At 63.6% G+C, this 17,455-nt stretch carries 16 protein-coding genes; 1 reads left to right on the forward strand and 15 read right to left on the reverse strand.

Features of this window, described 5'->3' with window-relative positions:
* Positions 1 to 52: 52 nt before the first annotated feature.
* The 11 genes from B9Z47_RS01115 to B9Z47_RS01165 form a co-directional block, all read right to left on the reverse strand.
* A complete protein-coding gene (locus B9Z47_RS01115) occupies positions 53 to 1,195 on the reverse strand; it encodes a hypothetical protein (protein WP_146185740.1) in 1,143 nt (380 codons plus the stop codon).
* Positions 1,176 to 1,874, reverse strand: coding sequence for a TIGR02466 family protein (locus B9Z47_RS01120; protein WP_108329427.1), 699 nt, complete (start codon positions 1,872 to 1,874; stop codon positions 1,176 to 1,178). Before B9Z47_RS01120 ends, B9Z47_RS01115 begins: the two co-directional genes overlap by 20 nt.
* 16 nt (positions 1,875 to 1,890) lie before the next feature.
* Entirely contained in the window at positions 1,891 to 2,571 is a 681-nt protein-coding gene (locus B9Z47_RS01125) for an NTP transferase domain-containing protein (protein WP_108329428.1), read from the reverse strand.
* Positions 2,572 to 2,573: 2 nt separating this feature from the next.
* Positions 2,574 to 3,692 carry an XdhC family protein gene (locus B9Z47_RS01130; RefSeq protein ID WP_158271596.1) on the reverse strand — a complete coding sequence of 373 codons (1,119 nt, stop codon included), beginning with the start codon at positions 3,690 to 3,692 and terminating at the stop codon, positions 2,574 to 2,576.
* A gap of 24 nt (positions 3,693 to 3,716) precedes the next feature.
* Entirely contained in the window at positions 3,717 to 4,925 is a 1,209-nt protein-coding gene (locus tag B9Z47_RS01135; protein ID WP_108329430.1) for a VWA domain-containing protein, read from the reverse strand.
* 112 nt (positions 4,926 to 5,037) lie between these two features.
* Entirely contained in the window at positions 5,038 to 6,021 is a 984-nt protein-coding gene (locus tag B9Z47_RS01140) for an AAA family ATPase (RefSeq protein WP_369911583.1), read from the reverse strand.
* A 2-nt stretch (positions 6,022 to 6,023) separates the two neighbouring features.
* Entirely contained in the window at positions 6,024 to 6,662 is a 639-nt protein-coding gene (locus B9Z47_RS01145; RefSeq protein ID WP_108329431.1) for a CoxG family protein, read from the reverse strand.
* A 14-nt stretch (positions 6,663 to 6,676) separates the two neighbouring features.
* Positions 6,677 to 9,088: an aerobic carbon-monoxide dehydrogenase large subunit gene (locus B9Z47_RS01150; protein WP_108329432.1), complete on the reverse strand. Its 2,412-nt coding sequence runs from the start codon at positions 9,086 to 9,088 to the stop codon at positions 6,677 to 6,679.
* A gap of 29 nt (positions 9,089 to 9,117) precedes the next feature.
* A complete protein-coding gene (locus B9Z47_RS01155; RefSeq protein ID WP_108329433.1) occupies positions 9,118 to 9,603 on the reverse strand; it encodes a (2Fe-2S)-binding protein in 486 nt (161 codons plus the stop codon).
* 15 nt (positions 9,604 to 9,618) lie between these two features.
* A complete protein-coding gene (locus tag B9Z47_RS01160; RefSeq protein ID WP_108329434.1) occupies positions 9,619 to 10,482 on the reverse strand; it encodes a xanthine dehydrogenase family protein subunit M in 864 nt (287 codons plus the stop codon).
* Positions 10,483 to 10,757: 275 nt separating this feature from the next.
* A complete protein-coding gene (locus B9Z47_RS01165) occupies positions 10,758 to 11,501 on the reverse strand; it encodes a LytTR family transcriptional regulator (RefSeq protein WP_108329435.1) in 744 nt (247 codons plus the stop codon).
* Between the two features lie 308 nt (positions 11,502 to 11,809).
* Between B9Z47_RS01165 and B9Z47_RS01175 the strand changes: the two genes are divergently transcribed.
* Complete coding sequence (locus B9Z47_RS01175; protein ID WP_108329437.1) at positions 11,810 to 13,291, forward strand: M20 family metallopeptidase; 1,482 nt, start codon at positions 11,810 to 11,812, stop codon at positions 13,289 to 13,291.
* A gap of 30 nt (positions 13,292 to 13,321) precedes the next feature.
* Here B9Z47_RS01175 and B9Z47_RS01180 read toward each other — a convergent pair whose 3' ends face one another.
* The 4 genes from B9Z47_RS01180 to B9Z47_RS01195 all read right to left on the reverse strand — a co-directional run bounded on the left by B9Z47_RS01180 (position 13,322) and on the right by B9Z47_RS01195 (position 17,449).
* A complete protein-coding gene (locus B9Z47_RS01180; protein WP_108329438.1) occupies positions 13,322 to 14,494 on the reverse strand; it encodes an MFS transporter in 1,173 nt (390 codons plus the stop codon).
* A 146-nt stretch (positions 14,495 to 14,640) separates the two neighbouring features.
* Complete coding sequence (locus B9Z47_RS01185; protein ID WP_108329439.1) at positions 14,641 to 15,900, reverse strand: putative Na+/H+ antiporter; 1,260 nt, start codon at positions 15,898 to 15,900, stop codon at positions 14,641 to 14,643.
* Positions 15,901 to 16,067: 167 nt separating this feature from the next.
* A complete protein-coding gene (locus B9Z47_RS01190; protein WP_108329440.1) occupies positions 16,068 to 16,772 on the reverse strand; it encodes a haloacid dehalogenase type II in 705 nt (234 codons plus the stop codon).
* On the reverse strand, positions 16,769 to 17,449 hold the full coding sequence (locus B9Z47_RS01195; protein WP_233253602.1) for a cupin domain-containing protein: 681 nt from the start codon (positions 17,447 to 17,449) through the stop codon (positions 16,769 to 16,771). The genes B9Z47_RS01190 and B9Z47_RS01195 overlap by 4 nt, the downstream gene beginning before the upstream one ends.
* Between the last annotated feature and the right edge of the window lie 6 nt (positions 17,450 to 17,455).

Consider the following 17,455-nt stretch of genomic DNA (forward strand, 5'->3'; position numbering starts at 1 on the left):
TTGTCTCCGTTGTGGGCATCAGCCTTGCCGCTGTGCAGAAATCATAAAGTGATCAGGGAATGGACCAAGACGGGTGCGCGACAGTTTCGCGTACGGACAGAACCAGCGCCTGCAACCCGGCCAAAGCCCCCAGCAAAGCCAAGGCGGTCTGCATTGCCAACGGGCCTGACATCGGACTGGCCAAGCCCACCCACACCAGCAAGCCCGGTCCCAGAACCAGCGCCATGGCGCGCGTCAGCCAGGGCGGTGTCATGGTCGACAATTTCATGGTGACACGGGGTCGGCTGCAATGCACGGCCCAGGCCAGTGAAGGCAGCAGCATGGCCAGCACGCCATGCACAGTACTTTGGCCCAGCAGCATCAGTGCGCCCAAGGCCAGTAAAACCAGGCTCAGGCAAGGCTGGCGGTGTGTTGGTATCCAGCGCCATGAAGGTGCCACCAAGGCGGGCAAGACCGCCATCATCCCCAGGTGCCCCAGCACCATCTGTTCGTTGGACAAGCCCAAACCGGCGCACCACACATTGCCCATCCACAGGCTGCCCATCATCAGGCCCATGGCGGAAGGGGCCAGCAAGCTGCTGAGTTCGGCCCGGGCACCGGGGCAGCCCGTCGGCCTTGGCACCGTGGCACGGTCTCGTGCAGACAAGACCGTGGCACACACCACCAGCAGGGCGCTCACAGGCCAGGGGGTCCAGGACACCTCCCCGGGGGCCAGCCAGGCCAGACCCACCAGGGTGGCGGCCAACACCGGATGCCAGGCCACCGGGCCGAGCTGAAAGGTGCTGAAACGGCTGCGTGTTTCGATCAGGCCGCTCCACGCCCCCCAAAGCAAGGCCACGATCAGCAAACCGGTATGTGCCAAGTTCACCGGTGCTGCATTCAAGGTTGATGCATGGAAAGAGGCCAGCCACTGCGGCAACCAGACGCCCACGGCACTCAAGCCGCCGCACCAGGCCATGGCGGTCGGGCGCGATTGGAAAGCCCAAGTGCTGCCCCGGCAAAGCAAACGAGCCGCCCACCACAGCGCCACAGCCAGCACCCCGCTGGCCAGTGACCAGCCCAGGCGCATGCCCTGTTCGCCCAGCCACAACCAGCCCAGCAGCATCACGGTCCAGTGCGCCACCTCCCCTGCATGGGCCAAGGCATCCTGTTGAGCAGCTGGGGTGGAGCGGGCTTCAGACCGGGGCATAGCCATGCAATTGATCAGAGCCACCGGCCGCGTGCACGCTCACGTTGAACGACACGATCACCCGGTCGGCACTGCCGTGGTAGGGCATGGCCTGGTGCGCCAGCCACGACGGGAACACCACCAACTGGCCCGGCACCGGTTCGATGTCGAGGTGCGCGTTTTGCAAATAGGCGTTTCCAAAGTCCATGGCCGCGCCGCCCAGCCGGTTGAAGTGCGGGCCATAAAACCGCGTCACGCCATTGGCCGCGCCCAGCACCGGGTGCTGGCTGCGCTGCTCGGGTGGGTCCACTTGCAGGCAATACACACCCGACCACGAACAGTTGCCGTGGGTGTGCACATCGTGGTGGCTGCCCTGGCTGGAGACCTGAAACCAGATGCCGCGCAGCGCGATCTGAAAACCCGGTTTGCCCTCAGGCCAGGCCCCTTGGTTGGCCAGCACCACGGTCTGGCGCACGCTGTCCACGATGAAGCGCACCAGCTGTTCCCACTCGGCCAGGCGGATGCGTTGCAGCAAATCGTCGCGGCTGGCGTAAAAAGCTTTGGGCTCACCCGACACGGCCGGGTCGGTGGCACGCATGGTCTGAAACACCCGCACCAACACGGCGTTGACCGACTCGGCTTGCGCGAAACGGTGCACGCCGATGGGCGTGTGCCAGAACTGGTGAAGCGGGTCGGGCTGAATCATGGTGCGCAAAGACCGATCAGGCCGTGACCATCAAGTCGGCCGGCCACTTGAGCCGATGCCCAGTGCGTGCGGCCAGCGCTTCGATGTCTTCGAGCGTGTCGACATCGGTGCGGTAACGGGTGTTGGTCGTGGCCCAGGGGTGGACTTGTTCGGGGTTGGCCGACTGCCACTGGCGGCAGCCCACGTTGGCCGCACCGGCCAAAATCTGGTCGCGCACCTCGGCGCTGAACATGACCGGATTGCCCGGCAGGCCATCCACCGTGGGCTGCACCACCTGCGCACCCGTAGGGCGCTTTTTGTAGGCCCCGATCAGGTCGTTGATGTCTTGTGAGTTGATCAGCGGCTGGTCGGCCAAGGCCACCAGCACCGCGTCGAGCTTGGGCGACAGCGCCTGCAAACCCAAACGCAAAGACGAAATTTGGCCGGCATCCGGGTCGGGGTTGCGCACCAGCGTGACCGGGAACTCTTTGACGGCCTCTTCGATGCGGTCAGCGTAGTGGCCCAGCACCACCACCACTTCGTCCACCCCCGCACCCGACAGCGCGATCAACTGGCGGCGAATGAGCGGCACGCCACCCAACTCCAGCAGGCTTTTGGGACGGTGCCCCATGCGCGAGCCCGAGCCCGCCGCCAACAACACCGCGCCCACGGTGACGCGGCTGTACAAGCCCCCACCGCCTTTGAGAATGCAACCCATGTTCAGCCTCCACAGCAAGATGATTTGGCCGATGCTGCCACAGTGGCCAGCGCGGCTTTCGGCTCGGCTGTCAAGGCCGGGACGGCGACAGCGTCGGACGCCGTGGCTGCGTGCGCCGCTGCGGCTTTTTTGGCCCCACCGCAGCAGCTGCTGGCCGCTGCCACCGGCGCGACGGTTTTGGCGCTTGCGGCCTCCATGGGCTCGGTGGCCGCAGGTGTCGAACAGCAAGAAGTCGCCATGGCAGCAGAAGCCGCAGCGGACGACTGAGCTGCAGACGACACCGAAGAAGCCATGGAGCCTGTCAAAGCAGCCTGGGCCGCAGGGGCGGCAGGTTCGCGTCCACGCCGCGCCGCCACCACCGAGGTCAGCACCGACAAGGCAATTTCTTCGGGCGTTTGCGCGCCGATGAATTGGCCCGCCGGGGCCACGATGCGGGCCACAGCGGCCGGGTCTTCGCCACTGGCAACCAGGCTCTCCAGCAACACGCCCGCTTTGCGCGCACTGGCCACAAACCACAGGCCCTGCGGCTGCAAGGCCAGTGCAGCTTTGAGGCCTTGCACATCGCGGCGGCCTTGTGTGGCCACCACCACAAAGGGTGAAGACAGCCGGGCGCTCACTTGCGATACGTCGTCGCTGTCGAGCACGGTGTCGGCATCCGGGAAATCAGCCGCTTGCGCGCCCTGCGCCACCACCGCCACACGCAGGCCCACGCGGGGGGCCAGGCCCACCAGCGCACGCGCCACGGGCGAGTCGCCCACCACGGTCAACATGGCCGAGGGCATGACCGGGTCGATGAACAACTCCAGCGTGCCGCCCGAGTGGCAGGCCATGCCGAATTCAAGCACGTCGCCCAGATCGCGCTCGGCGCTTTCGTCCGAGGGGGCGATGCGGATCTTGCGCGGCTGGCCGTCGAGCAAAGCGCGGCGCACGGTCTTGATGACCGCCGGTTGGGCACAGCCGCCACCGATCCAGCCGTGGATTTGGCCGTCGGGCGTGACGACCGCTTTGTCGCCCGCCTTGCCCGAAGTGGGCGCTTGGGCGCTGAGCACCGTGACCAGCGCAAAGGGCTGGTCGGCGGCTTGCAAGCGGGCAGCCTGGGTGATCCATTCGTTGCGGTTCATGGGGGACTCCTTCATGGCTCAAATTCAATGCAAAACGTGTCGGGCAGCGGCCAAATCGGCCAAGCTGGCCAGCGGCACAAAGCGTTCGATGCGGCTACGGGCGCGCTGCAAGGCACCCGCAGCGGGCACCTGGCGCGTGGGGTGAAACCAGGTGATGCGGGCACCGCGTGCGCGCACTTCCTGCAAAGCGGCATCCAGCAGCTCGGGCCCGTCGGTGTCAAAGCCGTCCGAGAACACCCACACGCGGGCACCCCGGCTGAGCTGGGCGCGGGCGTGGTGCCGGGCAAAGTCTTGCAAGCTGGCGGCAATGCGGGTGCCACCGCCAAAACCGGCCGTCACGGCGTTGACTTTTTCCTGAATGGCGGGCGTGTCGCGTTGCATGTAGGGCGTGACTTCGGCCAAGCGGGTGTGAAACACAAACACCCGGGCATCGGCCTCGAGCGCAAAAGCGCGGGCCACGCGCAAAAACAGCGCGGCGTGCGATTCCATCGAGCGGCTCACATCGGCCAGGATGAACAGGCGCGGGGGCTCGACGCGTTTGACTTTCCAGGCCGGTTGCAGCAGCTCGCCACCCCAGCCCACGCTGCGGCGCAGGGTCTGGCGCAAATCGAGGCGCTGGCCCCGTGGGGCCACGCGCCAGCGGCGGGTGGCGCGTGGCTGCAGTTGGGCCGTGATCTGGCGGGCCAGGTGTTGCAAGGCGCTGAGTTCTTGCGGCATCCACATCTGGCCGTCGCGCTGGTGCAGGGCTTCGGTGCGGCTGGCACCGCCTTGGGCGCGGGGCGTGCCGCTGCCCTGTTCGTCATGCGGACTCGATGCCGAGTCGCCAGCGGTTTGGGGCGCGGCCTGCTGGCCGTTGGGTTGGGTGTTCGGTTGTTGCGCAGCGTCCATTTGGTCGTGCATGGCCTGCACGCTTTGGCGCAGGTTGCGGCTGGGCCGGGTCTGGCCGCTGACCTTGACGCCACCACGCAATTTTTCAGGGTGCCAAAAGCGCTCGTACACATCGGACCACAGCTGCCATTCGCGCTGGCTGTGGCAAGCGATGGCGCGCCATGCGGCTTGCAAGGGGCGCTCGTGCAGCGGGCCAAACAACTGGGCCGCTTGCAACATGGCTTGTTGTTCGGCCACACCCACCGTCAGGCCGTGTTCGCGCAAGAGCGCAGCAAAACCGGCCAGACGCTCGGAGGGCGCGGTGGCATCCGCTGGGGCGGTCGGTGCGGCCAGGTCAGGGGTCATAGCGCCACGTTCTTTGACGCAGGAGCCAATCCTGTGGACGATGGTTGGGCGGGCGTATGCCAGGCCCGATCGCCCTCGGGGTGGGCTCCTACACCGGGTTGGGGTCGTGCCGTCATGCCGCCACTTTGGCTTGATCGTTGGCGTTTTCGGCCACGCCCACGGTGCGCCGACCTTCGACCAGCTGGCGCAGGCGGTCAGCGCCCATCACAAAGCGGTCTTCGCGGGTCTTGAGCAAGCACCCCAAAGTGCCGAGCACGGCCGACATGTCTTCGGGCAGGCTGCTGTGGCGCAACTGGAACAGCGCACGCACCCAGTCCAGCGTCTCGGCAATGCCGGGGATCTTGGCCAGGTCTTCGCGGCGCAAGCGCTGCACGAACTGCACGGCCTCTTCGACCAGCCGGGTGTCGGCCTCGGGCAAAGCGGTTTTGACGATGGCGATCTCTCGCGCCAGCGTCGGGTAATCGAGGTAGTGGTACAGGCAGCGGCGGCGCAATGCGTCTGACAACTCACGCGTGCCGTTGCTCGTCAAAATCACCTGCGGGATGTGCGTGGCGCGGATCGTGCCGATCTCGGGCACAGTGATCTGGTACTCGGCCAGCACTTCGAGCAAGAAGGCTTCAAAGGCTTCGTCGGCGCGGTCGATCTCGTCGATCAAGAGCACGCAAGGGCCTGACTGGCTGATGGCGCGCAGCAAAGGGCGCTCGAGCAAATACTCGCGGCTGAACACATCGGACTCGCGCACACGACCAGCGCCGTTATGACTGCCGCTATTTTGGGCCGCTTCGCTCATGCGGATCGCCATCAACTGGCGGCCGTAGTTCCACTCGTAAGCGGCTTGCGCCAGGTCCAGGCCTTCAAAGCATTGCAGGCGCACCAGGGTGGCGTTTTGGGATTGGGCCAAGGCCGTGGCCAAGGCGGTTTTGCCCACGCCCGCGTCGCCTTCGAGCAACAACGGGCGCTGCAAAGCCGACGCCAGCCACACGGTGGTGGCCAGGTCGGCATCGGCCAGATAGCCCGAGCGCTGCAGCCGCTCACGCAGCAAGCGCTCTTGCTCAGCGGGTGTGGCAGCGGTATCGCGCGGGTCTGGCGTCGTCATGCTCAGGCTTTCTTGCCGACCAAGCCGCCGAACCAGCTCTTGAGCAAAGCCCAGAAGATGGCCAAGCCGTTGATCTCGCGGGCCACCACGGGGGCGGCAGGTGCAGCAGCAGCGGTGGTGCTTGCGCCCGCCGTGGCGTCTGCAGCCGCAGCCGCAGCCGCTGGCGAGCCTTCGGCCGCAGGCAAGGTGAGCGCGGTCTGGCGGAAGTTCTCGACAAACTGCGCCAGCAGCATGTCGGACACCTGTACCATCATGCGGCCGCCGAACTGCGCGAATTTGCCGTTCACGATCACAGCCGCTTGGCCGTTCAGCACGCAATGTGCGGGGTTGGTTGGGTCGGCGGTGATGATCGCGGTCAGGTCCATCGAGGCGGACGAACCGCCCTTGTCAGCACCCTTGCCGCGCAAGACCATCTTGCGCTCGGCAGCCACGGCTTCGATCACGTCGACCGTGCCGCCGAACTGGGCCACGGCCGGGCCGACCTTGACCTTGACGCCGCCCTTGAACGAGGTCTCGGACAGCTGCTCGGTGATTTCGGCACCGGGCATGCAGTTGGCCGTCGCCTTCAGGTCGGTCAGCAGGGCCCAGGCCCGTGCCGCATCCACATCGAGTGGGTATTGTTTGTCGAGTTTGACTTCCATGACGGTTCCTTGAATTACAAAGCGGCGCCGTGCTCGCGCAGCGCTTTCCAGGTGCGGAAAGCGTTGTGCGGCATGTCCAGGTGCGTGACGCCCAGGTGAGAGAAGGCATCGACCACGGCCGAGGTGAAGGTGGGGATCGAGCCGACGTGCGGCGATTCGGCCACGCCCTTGGCACCCAGGGGGTGGTGCGGCGAAGGCGTCACGGTGTGGTCGGTTTCCCAGTGTGGGGTTTCCACGAAGGTGGGCAAGAAGTAGTCCATCAGCGTGTTGCCCAGCAGGTTGCCCTGAGCATCAAACGGCATTTGCTGGCCCATGGCCACGGCAAAACCTTCGGTCAGACCGCCGTGGATCTGGCCGTCGATGATCATCGGGTTGATGCGGGTGCCGCAGTCGTCCAGCGCGTAGAAGCGGCGGATTTTGGTCTCACCGGTCGCACGGTCGATGTCCACCACGCACAGGTAGATGCCGAAGGGGAAGGTGAAGTTCGGTGGGTCGTAGTAGTGCACGGCTTCCAGGCCTGGCTCCAAGCCATCTGGTGGCTGGTGATAAGCCTGCCATGCCACGTCGGCCATGGTCTTGAACTTGCTGTCGTCGCCCTTGACCTTGAAACGGTCGACTTCCCAGTCGAGGTCGTTTTCGTTGACTTCGAGCATATGGGCAGCGATCTTGCGGGCCTTCGCGTGGATCTTGCGGGCAGCCAATGCAATGGCAGCACCGGCCACAGGCGTGGAGCGAGAACCGTAGGTACCCAAGCCGTAAGGCGCGGTGCTGGTGTCGCCTTCTTCCACCTGAATCACTTCAGACGGAATACCCAACTCGGTGGCGATGATCTGCGCATAGGTGGTCTGGTGGCCCTGACCTTGCGTGATCGTGCCCATGCGGGCGATGGCGCTGCCGGTGGGGTGGATGCGGATTTCGCACGAGTCGAACATGCCCACGCCCAAGATGTCGCAGATCTTGGACGGGCCAGCACCGACGACTTCGGTGAAGGTGACCAAGCCAATGCCCATCAAGGTGGGGCTGTTGGGGTCGGCGCGTTTGGCCGCTTGCTCGGCACGCAGGCCTTTGTAGTCCACGGCTTCGAGCACTTTGTCCAAAGCGGTTTGGTAGTCGCCCGAGTCGTATTCAAAACCGAAGGCGCTGGTGTAGGGGAACTGCTCTTTCTTGACGAAGTTCTTGGCGCGGATTTCGGCCTTGTCCATGCCCAACTTTTGCGCCAGCACGTCGACCATGCGCTCGATCAAATACACCGCTTCGGTCACGCGGAAGGAGCAGCGGTACGCCACGCCACCGGGGGCCTTGTTGGTGTAAACACCTTTCACACTCGCGTGTGCCGCAGGAATGTCATAAGAGCCGGAGACGATGTGGAACATGCCCGCAGGGAACTTGGTCGGGTCGGCGCAGGCGTCGAACGCGCCGTGGTCGGCCACCACGTTCACGCGCAGGCCGGTGATCTTGCCGTCGGCTGTGGCGGCCAATTCGCCGTCCATGTGGTAGTCACGGGCAAAGGCAGTAGACGAGATGTTTTCAATGCGGTCTTCGACCCACTTGACGGGGCGGCCCAGCACGATGGAGGCCACGATGGCGCAGACATAACCGGGGTAAATGCCAACCTTGTTGCCAAAGCCGCCACCGATGTCGGGGCTGACGATGCGGACTTTGGATTCGGGAATGCCCGAGAGCATGGACACCACGGTGCGCACCACATGCGGCGCTTGGCTGGTGATGAAGGTGGTCAGGTCGCCCTTGATCGGGTCGAAGCTGGCCACGCAGCCGCAAGTCTCCAGCGGGCAGGGGTGCACGCGGGGGTAGTACATGTGCTGCGACACGGTCACTTCGGCTTTGTCAAAAGCGGCGTCGGCAGCCGACTTGTCACCCGCATCCCAGGTGAAGATGTGGTTGTGGTGCTCACGCTTGCCGTGCGCGCCTTCGGTCTTGCCCGCCAGGTCTTCGCGGATGACCGGGGCATCGGGTTGCAAGGCGGCATAGGGGTCGAGCACCACGGGCAACTCTTCGTATTCGATCTCGACGGCTTCCACCGCGTCAGCGGCGATGTAGCGGTCGTCGGCAATCACGATGGCCACTTCCTGCATCTGGAAGTGCACTTTGCCGTCGGCCAGCACAGCGGCCACGTCACCAGCCAGGGTGGGCATCCAGTGCAGTTTCAGGGGCTTCAAGTCATCTGCCGTGAGCACGGCGTGCACGCCGGGCATGGCCAGAGCGGCTTCTTTGTTGATCTTGACGATGCGGCCGTGGGCAATGGGGCTGCGCACGATGTCCATGTGCAGCATGCCGGGCATCTTGATGTCGTCCACGTAGTTGCCCTTGCCCTGGATGAAACGGGCGTCTTCTTTGCGCAGGCGCGATGCGCCCATGCCAGCCAGCGCGAGTTCGCGGGCTTCAGCGGTTTGTACCGGTGCGTTCATGTGTGTCTCCGATCAAATAGGTGTTCGCATCAAGCCGCAACGGGCTCTTGCAGTTTTTTGGCGGCGTATTGGATGGCTTTGACGATGTTCTGGTAACCGGTGCAGCGGCACAGGTTGCCCGCCATGCCGTGGCGGATTTCGTCTTCGCTCGGGTTGGGGTTCTCTTGCAAGAAGCGGTAGGCGCGCATGAGCATGCCGGGGGTGCAAAAGCCGCACTGCAGGCCGTGCTCTTTGTAAAAGCCTTCTTGCACCGCGTGCAGCACGCCCTTGTTGGCCAAGCCTTCGACGGTGAGCACTTCCGAGCCATCGCACTGCACCGCCAGGTGCGTGCACGACTTGACCGATTGGCCGTCGATGTCCACCGTGCAAGCGCCGCAGTGGCTGGTCTCGCAGCCGATGTGGGCGCCGGTCAGGTTGAGTTCTTCGCGCAAAAAGTGGATCAGCAAGGTGCGCGGTTCAACGGCTTTTTCTTCTTTCTTGCCATTGACGGAAACGGTGACGAGTTTTTTGGACATGTTGTTTTCCTTCGTTTATGCGCAGCGCGACCAGGCTTTGTTCAGGGCGCGCTTGACCATTTCGCCCGCCATGGCGGTCTTGTATTCGATGTCACCGCGCAGGTCTTCTGCGGGGTCGCAGGCGGCGATGGCCGCATCGACCGCTGCTTGCACGTTGGCGGCGTTGAAAGGCTTGTTCAGCAAAGCGGCTTCAGCAGCTTCGACGCGCAACGCGGTGGGGGCCACGTTGGTCAGGGCCACACGCACATGGCTGACCTGGTCGCCCGATTTGCGGATCACCACCGCGCAACCGGCCGTGGCCCAGTCGCCGGTTTTGCGCTTGAGTTTTTCGTAGGCGTAGCCGGTGCCAGCAGCGAAGGCGGGCACTCGGATCTCGCACATGACTTCGTTTTCTTCGAGCAGCGTCATGTAGGTGCCCAGAAAAAAGCCGTCGGCCGCCACGGTGCGGCGGCCATTCGGGCCTTCCAGCACAAAGGAAGCGTCGATCACGATGGACAGTGCAGGGTGGTCGTTGCCGGGGTCGCCGTGGGCGATGTCGCCGCCGATCGTGCCGCGGTTGCGCACCTGGGGGTCAGCGATCAGCTTGGCCGCTTCGCACAACAAAGGCACTTTGGCTTGCAGGATGGGCGAGGTGATCAGGTCGTTTTCCACCGTCATCGCGCCGATCACCACGGTACCGCCTTCTTCACGGATGCCCTTGAGTTCAGGGATTCGGTTGATGTCGATCAGGTGCTCGGGCTGCGCAAAACGCAGTTTCATCATCGGCAGCAGGCTGTGCCCGCCCGCCAGCAGTTTGGCGTCTGAGCCCAATTGGCCGAGCAAGGCCACCGCCTCACCGACGGTTTTGGGCGCGTGGTATTCAAAACGCGGTGGAATCATCAAGGTCTCCTGGGTTTTGTTTAAAACAGGAGGCCAGTATTGGGGAGAGTGCTTTTCCTACTGAGTAGTCAGGTTTTAGCCAAAAACGTCATTCGTTGGTCGATTTATTGCACGAAATGTACTTTATTGGGCACGAAATGCATTGATCAGACTTCCGGCGTTTCGCAATCCGGGTATGTCCTTAGCTCTTTAAGAGGGCGGGTAAACCCTTGAATTTGGGCTGTTCAGCCCTTGAAACTGGCTGTAAGGGCTTGGGCTGTGGGGGCCTGCAGGCTTCAGGCCAGGCCCAGCGCCTCGCGCAAACGCCCCACTTCACCACGCGACACCGGCACCGGTGTGGTGTTTTTGCCTTTCAGGACCACATGGGTTTTGCTGCCTTCACGGCCCAGTGTCTGTACCGCCTGCAGATTGACGATGAAACAGCGGTGCACCCGCATGAACTGCGCCGGGTCCAGACGCAATTCCAGATCGCCGATGCTCAGGTTGCAAAAGTGGTAGCCATCGCGCGTCAGGATGCGGGTGTAGTGGGCCTGTGATTCCAGGCTCAGCACATCGCGGGTGTCGACGAATGACACCTGCTGATGGGCCACCATCGGGATGCGCGACAAACGCATGTTCGGTGTCGGCGGATCGGCGGGAGGGCGCTCTTGGCTGACCACTTGGGTCACGTCGTAAAACACCAGCACGAAGCCGGTGGTTTCACCCAGCGCATCACCGAGGCGGCTGACCTTGATCAGCAGCACCTGCTCCGGGATGTTGATGATCATGGTCATCGGGGCTGCATTGGCCATGGGGCATCCCGAAGCCTCGTCCAGCAAGAAGTTGACTTTGGGCTGCGAGCGGGCCGGGTGAAAAGAGGTGACCAGTTTGTCGAAGGGTTGTTTTTCGCCCACCGGCAAGACCCGCCGGGCAAAGTCATTCATGGCCAACACTTTGCGCTGTGCATCCAGGTGGATGACGCCCACATCGAACTTTTCGAACAGGTACAGGTTCGGGTTGGGGGCAGTCTTGGGGTCCATGTGGGTGTCTCTTTTTTTCCGCCTGGCAAGCGGTTTGTTGTCGGTATGCGCCCCCGCACGGGCTTGTAGGCCATGGGTCAGTCGGGCGTTGGCGAGACTGTAACAACGATTGATGAGGGGCCGATGTACGGGGGCCAACAAACCCTGCGGGCCGGGGGCATGGGGATGTTGACGTGGCGGTGGGGTCTGTGTGCTCTTGGTGTGTGCGGGATGGTGCCGCTGTCACTGGCGTGCACGTGCACCATCGCCAGCCCCGAGCAAAAGCGCTAAAGTGTTTTTCTTTTGTGCCGCCCTGAGGAGCCCCCAACATGAACGCCCCCTTGCACCGTGAAATGCCCGAAGGCATGCTCGACAGCGCCCGTGCCCTGAATGACGTGACCCAAGCCTGGGACCGCACCATCGTCCCCGAATTGAAACAATACATCGAGATCCCGGCCAAATCGCCCGCGTTCGACGCCGATTGGGCCGCGCATGGCCACATTGAGTCGGTGCTGCGGCGCGCGGCGCAATGGGTGGAGGCTCAAAAGGTGGAAGGCCTCACACTCGAGATCATCCAGTTGCCCGGGCGCACGCCGGTCATGTTTTTTGAAGTGGCCGCCACCCGCGCCGCCAGCGAGGGCTCGGGCCAAACCGTGCTGATGTATGGCCACCTGGACAAACAACCCGAGTTCAACGGATGGCGCAATGACCTGGGACCTTGGACCCCGGTGTACGAAGACGGCAAGCTCTACGGCCGGGGTGGGGCCGACGACGGTTATGCGGTGTACGCCAGCATCGCCGCCGTGCAGGCGCTCAAGAGCCAGAAGACACCGCACCCGCGCATCGTCGGTTTGATTGAAACGTGCGAAGAGTCCGGCTCGTACGACCTGCTGCCTTATGTGGACGCGCTGCGCACCCGAATGGGCGATGTGGGTCTGGTGATCTGCCTGGACAGCGGCGCGGGCAACTACGAACAGCTGTGGCTCACCACCAGCTTGCGCGGCATGGCCCGCGGCACGCTCAAGGTGCAAATCCTCACCGAAGGCATCCACTCGGGCGACGCCTCGGGCCTGGTGCCGTCGAGCTTTCGCATCATGCGCCAGGTGCTCGACCGCCTCGAAGACAGCACCACAGGCCGCTTGCTGCCCGCCAGCTTCCATTGCGAAGTGCCCGCTGAGCGCATGGCCCAGGCCCAAGCCACGGCCGCCATCCTGGGCGACGAGGTCTACAAGCGCTTTCCCTGGGCGCACTACGACTGCGGTGGCTCCACCAGCTTTGCTCTGCCCACCACCACCGACCCGACACAGGCGCTGCTCAACCGCACCTGGACACCGACGCTGAGCGTAACCGGAGCGGACGGTTTTCCGGCGCTGAAAGACGCGGGCAATGTGCTGCGGCCCTATACCGCCTTCAAACTCAGCCTGCGCCTGCCGCCACTGGTGGACGCAGCGCAAGCCGTGGCCGAGATGAAAGCCTTGCTGGAAGACAACGCGCCTTATCAGGCCAAGGTCACGTTTGAGTCAGGCGGCGGTGCGACCGGCTGGAACGCGCCTGACACACTGCCCTGGTTTGAGCAGGCGCTCAACCATTCGAGCCAGGCACACTTTGGCGCAGGCGTGGGCTACATCGGCCAAGGCGGCACCATCCCGCTCATGAACATGCTCAGCGCCGGATTCCCCAAAGCGCAAATGATGGTGTGTGGCGTGCTCGGCCCCAAGAGCAACGCACACGGCCCCAATGAGTTTTTGCATGTGCCTTATGCAAAAAAGCTCACGGCAGCCGTGGCCGAAGTCATGGCGCGCATGCCCTGAACAGGGGGCCGCATCCCGCAGGCCGGGCCTTCAGGGTGCGGCCACTTTGCGCTGCTGCAGCACCATCCACACCAGGGCCACACCGGTCAGGGCAACCGGCAACAAGGAGCCAATGTTCAGCCACACCCAGCCTTGTGTGGTGACCAAAGCGCCCGAGGCGAAGGATGTGATGGCCATGGTGGCAAACACAAAAAAGTTGATGGCGGCTTGACCCCGGTCTTTTTCAGCGGGTGTCCAGGCTTTCATGGCCAGCGTGGTGCTGCCGGTGAACAGGAAGTTCCAGCCCAGACCCAGCAGGAACAGCGAGGCCAGGAACTGGTGCAGCTCGACACCCGACAAGGCCATCGCAATGCAGGCGAAGTTGATCACCACGCCCGCAGCCATGATCTGCAGGGTGCCGAATTTCTTGATCAGGTGCCCCGTGAAAAAACCCGGCGCGAACATGCCGATCACATGCCACTCCAGCACCAGCGCCGCATCGTCAAAACTGAAGCCACACACCTGCATGGCCAGTGGCGTGGCGGCCATCAGCAGGTTCATCACGCCGTAACTCAGGGCTGCCGCAGCGGCCGCCACGATGAAGACCGGCTGGCGCATGATCTCGCCCAAAGGGCGACCCGAGCTGTCACCCGGCTTTTTGGCCGGCACGGCTGGAAAGTGGATGAAGCTCATGCACAACATGGCCAACAGCGCCACGACAGCCAAGGCCATGTAGGCCCCCAGAAACGGGGTGTCATGCAGGGTTCGGGTGCGCGAGGCCAGGTTGGGGCCGACGATGGCCCCGATCAAGCCGCCGGCCAACACCAGCGAGACGGCTTTCTCGCGAAAGCTGTCGGCCGCGAGTTCGGCGGCCGCAAAGCGGTAGAGCTGGCCATTGGCGCTGTAGTAGCCCGCGATCACCGTGGCCGCCACCAGCAACCAGAAGTTGTGGCTCCAGGCCGCGTACGCGGCCAACAAGGCAGAAAACAAAGCCACGCCCAAACCCAGTTGAAAAGACACCTTGCGCCCCCAGCGTGACTGGCTCTTGGCCACCAAGCCGGTCGACATCGCTCCGCCCACCACGTAGCCCATGACGGGCAAAGTCGCCATCCAGCCCAGCGGCGCGATGCTCAAGCCGACCAAGCCATTGATGGCAATGAAGGTGACGTTGTTGGTCAGGAACAAGCCCTGGCAGAGCGTGAGAAGGATCAGGTTGGCGTTCATGCGACTCAGTATATCGCCGCTCACTGATGCAAAAGCTCACCGCCATCCACCCCGCAGCGCCGGCGCAGCTCGGGCAATGCGCTGCCCCATCGGCCAGGGTGTCAACTGGACCAAACCCGGTGTTTTGAACATTCGGACGCGGCACTTCAAAGCCCACGAAAAGCCAAGACCGCGACCAGTGTCGGGGGCAAAGCCGCCACCAGCAGACCCAAGGGGTGAATGGTGTTGTCCGAGAATTTTTCTTTCAGGATGGTCGCACCCGCCGGGTTGGGCGCATTGGCGATCAGGGTCAAGCCACCCCCCGTCACCGCGCCAGCCACCAGTGCGATCTGGAATTCCGAACTGAGTCCCTCCACCAGCGAACCCAGGTAGGTCAGGGCGGCGTTGTCGGTGATGGCCGTCAATGCCACGGCACCGAAAAACACCGCGTCGGTGTCCAGGCTCATCAGCACCGGCTCCAGCCACCACTGTTGCTGCCCGCCCAGCACCACCAGACCGGCCAGAAAGAAGGCCACCAGCAGGGCTTCGCGCAGGATCAAAGGATTTTGGTGGCGTGGGTAAGCCGTGGTGAAGCCGAGAAAAAACAGAAACAGACCCAGAAAAACAACGGGGTGGTGTCCGAAAACCACCACCAGGACCAGAAACAACAGATGGACACAGACAATGCCCAAGGGTATGGGTGCGGGGGCGTTGACCAGGGGGGTGTCCATGTGGTCCAGCTCTTTGCGAAACAGCCACATGGCCAGGCCCGCGTTGACCACCACAGCGATCGCGGCTTTCCAGCCAAAGTGGGTCAGCATGAAGGCAAAGTCCCAGTTCCACGCGCTGGCCACCATCAAGACCGGCGGCGCGGCAAAAGGCGTCAGCGTGCCGCCAATTGAAATGTTGACAAACAGGACCCCGAGCGTGGCGTACTTCAGCCGGGTGGAGACTTCTCGGGCCAACAGGGTGTCGCGCAGCATCATGGCCGCCAGCGTCATCGCCGCAGGCTCGGTGATGAAAGAGCCCAGCAAAGGCAAAAAAGCCAGGCACAGAAAATACAGCGACATGCCTGGCGGCAACGGGCTGCACCGTGCCATGAAGCGCACACTGGCCCCCGTGAATTCCAGCACTGGCCGGGTCCCGGCGATCACCATGATGGCGAACACGAACAGGGGTTCGGTGAACTGGCGTGAATCGAGGTAGGCGATCGCTGCCTGCTGCCCTTGAATGCCGAACATGAACAGCATCAGCACCAGCGCCCAGAAGCCGAAGACGATTTCAACTTCGCCCAGCAGGTGCCAGATGCCGGCATGCCGTGGCTGCGCATGCGCCAGGCGTTCAAAAAATCGGGTGGAAAAGGTGTGAAGGACCGCCACCGCAAACAGGATGGCGCCCAGGGTCTGGATCAGGGTTGGACTGGACATGGTGCGTGCTCAAACCGCGAGGCGGCCCGACCTTCGCAACACCTGCCCTGCAGCACAACGCTGTGACACCCTGTTTTAGTATAGCGGGGGGAATGTTGGTGCGCAGGTGCCACGCCGACATGGCCACACCCCGTGTTCGTGCGGTGAACCCGCACGGTCTGCAAGGTTCACAAGGGCTGGAGCACGGTCAGCACCTCGCCCAAATCCCGCCCCATGTGGTGCGGTGCCGGGCCTATGGCCTCGGCTGGCAGGCCCTGGCGGTTGACCCACAGCGTGGTGAAGCCAAACCAGGTGGCCCCCAGCGCGTCCCAGCCGTTGCTGGAGACAAACAGCACATCGGCCGGGGCCACGCCAAAGTGGTCCAGCACCATCTGGTAACTGGTGGGGGTGGTCTTGAACTGGCGCACGCTGTCTACCGACAGTACTGCGTCGAGCAGATCGCTCATGCCCGCACTGCGCACGGCCGATTGCAACATTTCGGGGCTGCCGTTGGACAAAATCGCCGTGGCCACGCCGCGCTGGCGCAAGGCTTGCAGCACGCCCAGGTTTTCCGGAAAAGCGCTGAGCTCGGCGTATTGCGCCATCAGCGCGTCCTCATGAGCCTGGGTGTGCACCAAGCCCAAACGCGCCAGCGCATAACGCAGCGACGCGCGCGTGATGTCCCAAAACGATTGGTAGTGCCGACTGCCTTGTGGGGCGGGGTCGCTCAGCGAAATCAGGCGCGTGTACTCGATCTGCTTGTCGCGCCACAGCACCGACAGGGCCGCGCCCTGGCTGGGATAAAGCTGCTCGGCCAAAGCGCCGATCGAATACACATCGAACAATGTGCCGTAGGCGTCGAACACAACGACTTGGATGTGCGTGTGGGTCATGCCAGGTGCCCCGTCTTTACCAGAATCAGACAACCCTCGCGGCTGAAGGGCTGGTGTTGGCTCATGTGCGGGCTGCGCAACCAGCTGCCGGCAGGGTAGTCGCCGTGTTCGTCCGAAAACACGCCCTCCATCACGAAAATTTCTTCGCCGCCCCAATGCCGGTGCGGGTTGAAAAACGTCTGCGGTGCCCAGCGCACCAGGGCGGTGTTTTGCGTCTCGAAGGTGTTCAGCGGCAAGACCTTCAGGCCCTCCACCAGGCCTTGACGCCAGGTGCTGCGGCGCGTGTCGATGACCACACGCTCGTCATCTTTCGCATCCAGATGGCGCAACTTGACGAACAAGGTGCAGCCTTCGGGCGATGAAGGTGCGTGCGATGTGCCCACCGGGTTCTTGATGTAGGTGCCGGGGCCGTACACACCGTGCTCGTCGTGCAATGTGCCTTCAAGCACCAGAATTTCCTCGCCCCCGCCGTGCGTGTGGGTTGCAAAGGCCGAGCCCGGCGCATAGCGCACGATGGACGTGGCCCGTGCCACTTCACCGCCATCGCGTTCCAGCAGGCAGCGTGACACGCCCGCAGCAGGTGAGTCCACCCAATCGAGCGAGGGGCTGTGCACGACGCAGCGTTGGGCCAGGTCGGCGTTCAGTGAGATGTGGTGCGTGAGGTGTTCGGTGTTCATGGCGCG

The organism is Limnohabitans sp. 2KL-1 (assembly GCF_003063435.1).
Classification (GTDB): Bacteria; Pseudomonadota; Gammaproteobacteria; order Burkholderiales; family Burkholderiaceae_C; genus Limnohabitans_A.

Coding starts and splice junctions, on each gene's coding strand:
- B9Z47_RS01135 (WP_108329430.1), bottom strand. CDS start 4,925: ATGACCCCTGACCTGGCCGCACCGACCGCCCCAGCGGATGCCACCGCG.
- B9Z47_RS01185 (WP_108329439.1), bottom strand. CDS start 15,900: ATGTCCAGTCCAACCCTGATCCAGACCCTGGGCGCCATCCTGTTTGCG.
- B9Z47_RS01115 (WP_146185740.1), bottom strand. CDS start 1,195: ATGGCTATGCCCCGGTCTGAAGCCCGCTCCACCCCAGCTGCTCAACAG.
- B9Z47_RS01190 (WP_108329440.1), bottom strand. CDS start 16,772: ATGACCCACACGCACATCCAAGTCGTTGTGTTCGACGCCTACGGCACA.
- B9Z47_RS01175 (WP_108329437.1), top strand. CDS start 11,810: ATGAACGCCCCCTTGCACCGTGAAATGCCCGAAGGCATGCTCGACAGC.
- B9Z47_RS01150 (WP_108329432.1), bottom strand. CDS start 9,088: ATGAACGCACCGGTACAAACCGCTGAAGCCCGCGAACTCGCGCTGGCT.
- B9Z47_RS01120 (WP_108329427.1), bottom strand. CDS start 1,874: ATGATTCAGCCCGACCCGCTTCACCAGTTCTGGCACACGCCCATCGGC.
- B9Z47_RS01130 (WP_158271596.1), bottom strand. CDS start 3,692: ATGAACCGCAACGAATGGATCACCCAGGCTGCCCGCTTGCAAGCCGCC.
- B9Z47_RS01145 (WP_108329431.1), bottom strand. CDS start 6,662: ATGGAAGTCAAACTCGACAAACAATACCCACTCGATGTGGATGCGGCA.
- B9Z47_RS01140 (WP_369911583.1), bottom strand. CDS start 6,021: ATGACGACGCCAGACCCGCGCGATACCGCTGCCACACCCGCTGAGCAA.
- B9Z47_RS01165 (WP_108329435.1), bottom strand. CDS start 11,501: ATGGACCCCAAGACTGCCCCCAACCCGAACCTGTACCTGTTCGAAAAG.
- B9Z47_RS01180 (WP_108329438.1), bottom strand. CDS start 14,494: ATGAACGCCAACCTGATCCTTCTCACGCTCTGCCAGGGCTTGTTCCTG.
- B9Z47_RS01160 (WP_108329434.1), bottom strand. CDS start 10,482: ATGATTCCACCGCGTTTTGAATACCACGCGCCCAAAACCGTCGGTGAG.
- B9Z47_RS01125 (WP_108329428.1), bottom strand. CDS start 2,571: ATGGGTTGCATTCTCAAAGGCGGTGGGGGCTTGTACAGCCGCGTCACC.
- B9Z47_RS01155 (WP_108329433.1), bottom strand. CDS start 9,603: ATGTCCAAAAAACTCGTCACCGTTTCCGTCAATGGCAAGAAAGAAGAA.
- B9Z47_RS01195 (WP_233253602.1), bottom strand. CDS start 17,449: ATGAACACCGAACACCTCACGCACCACATCTCACTGAACGCCGACCTG.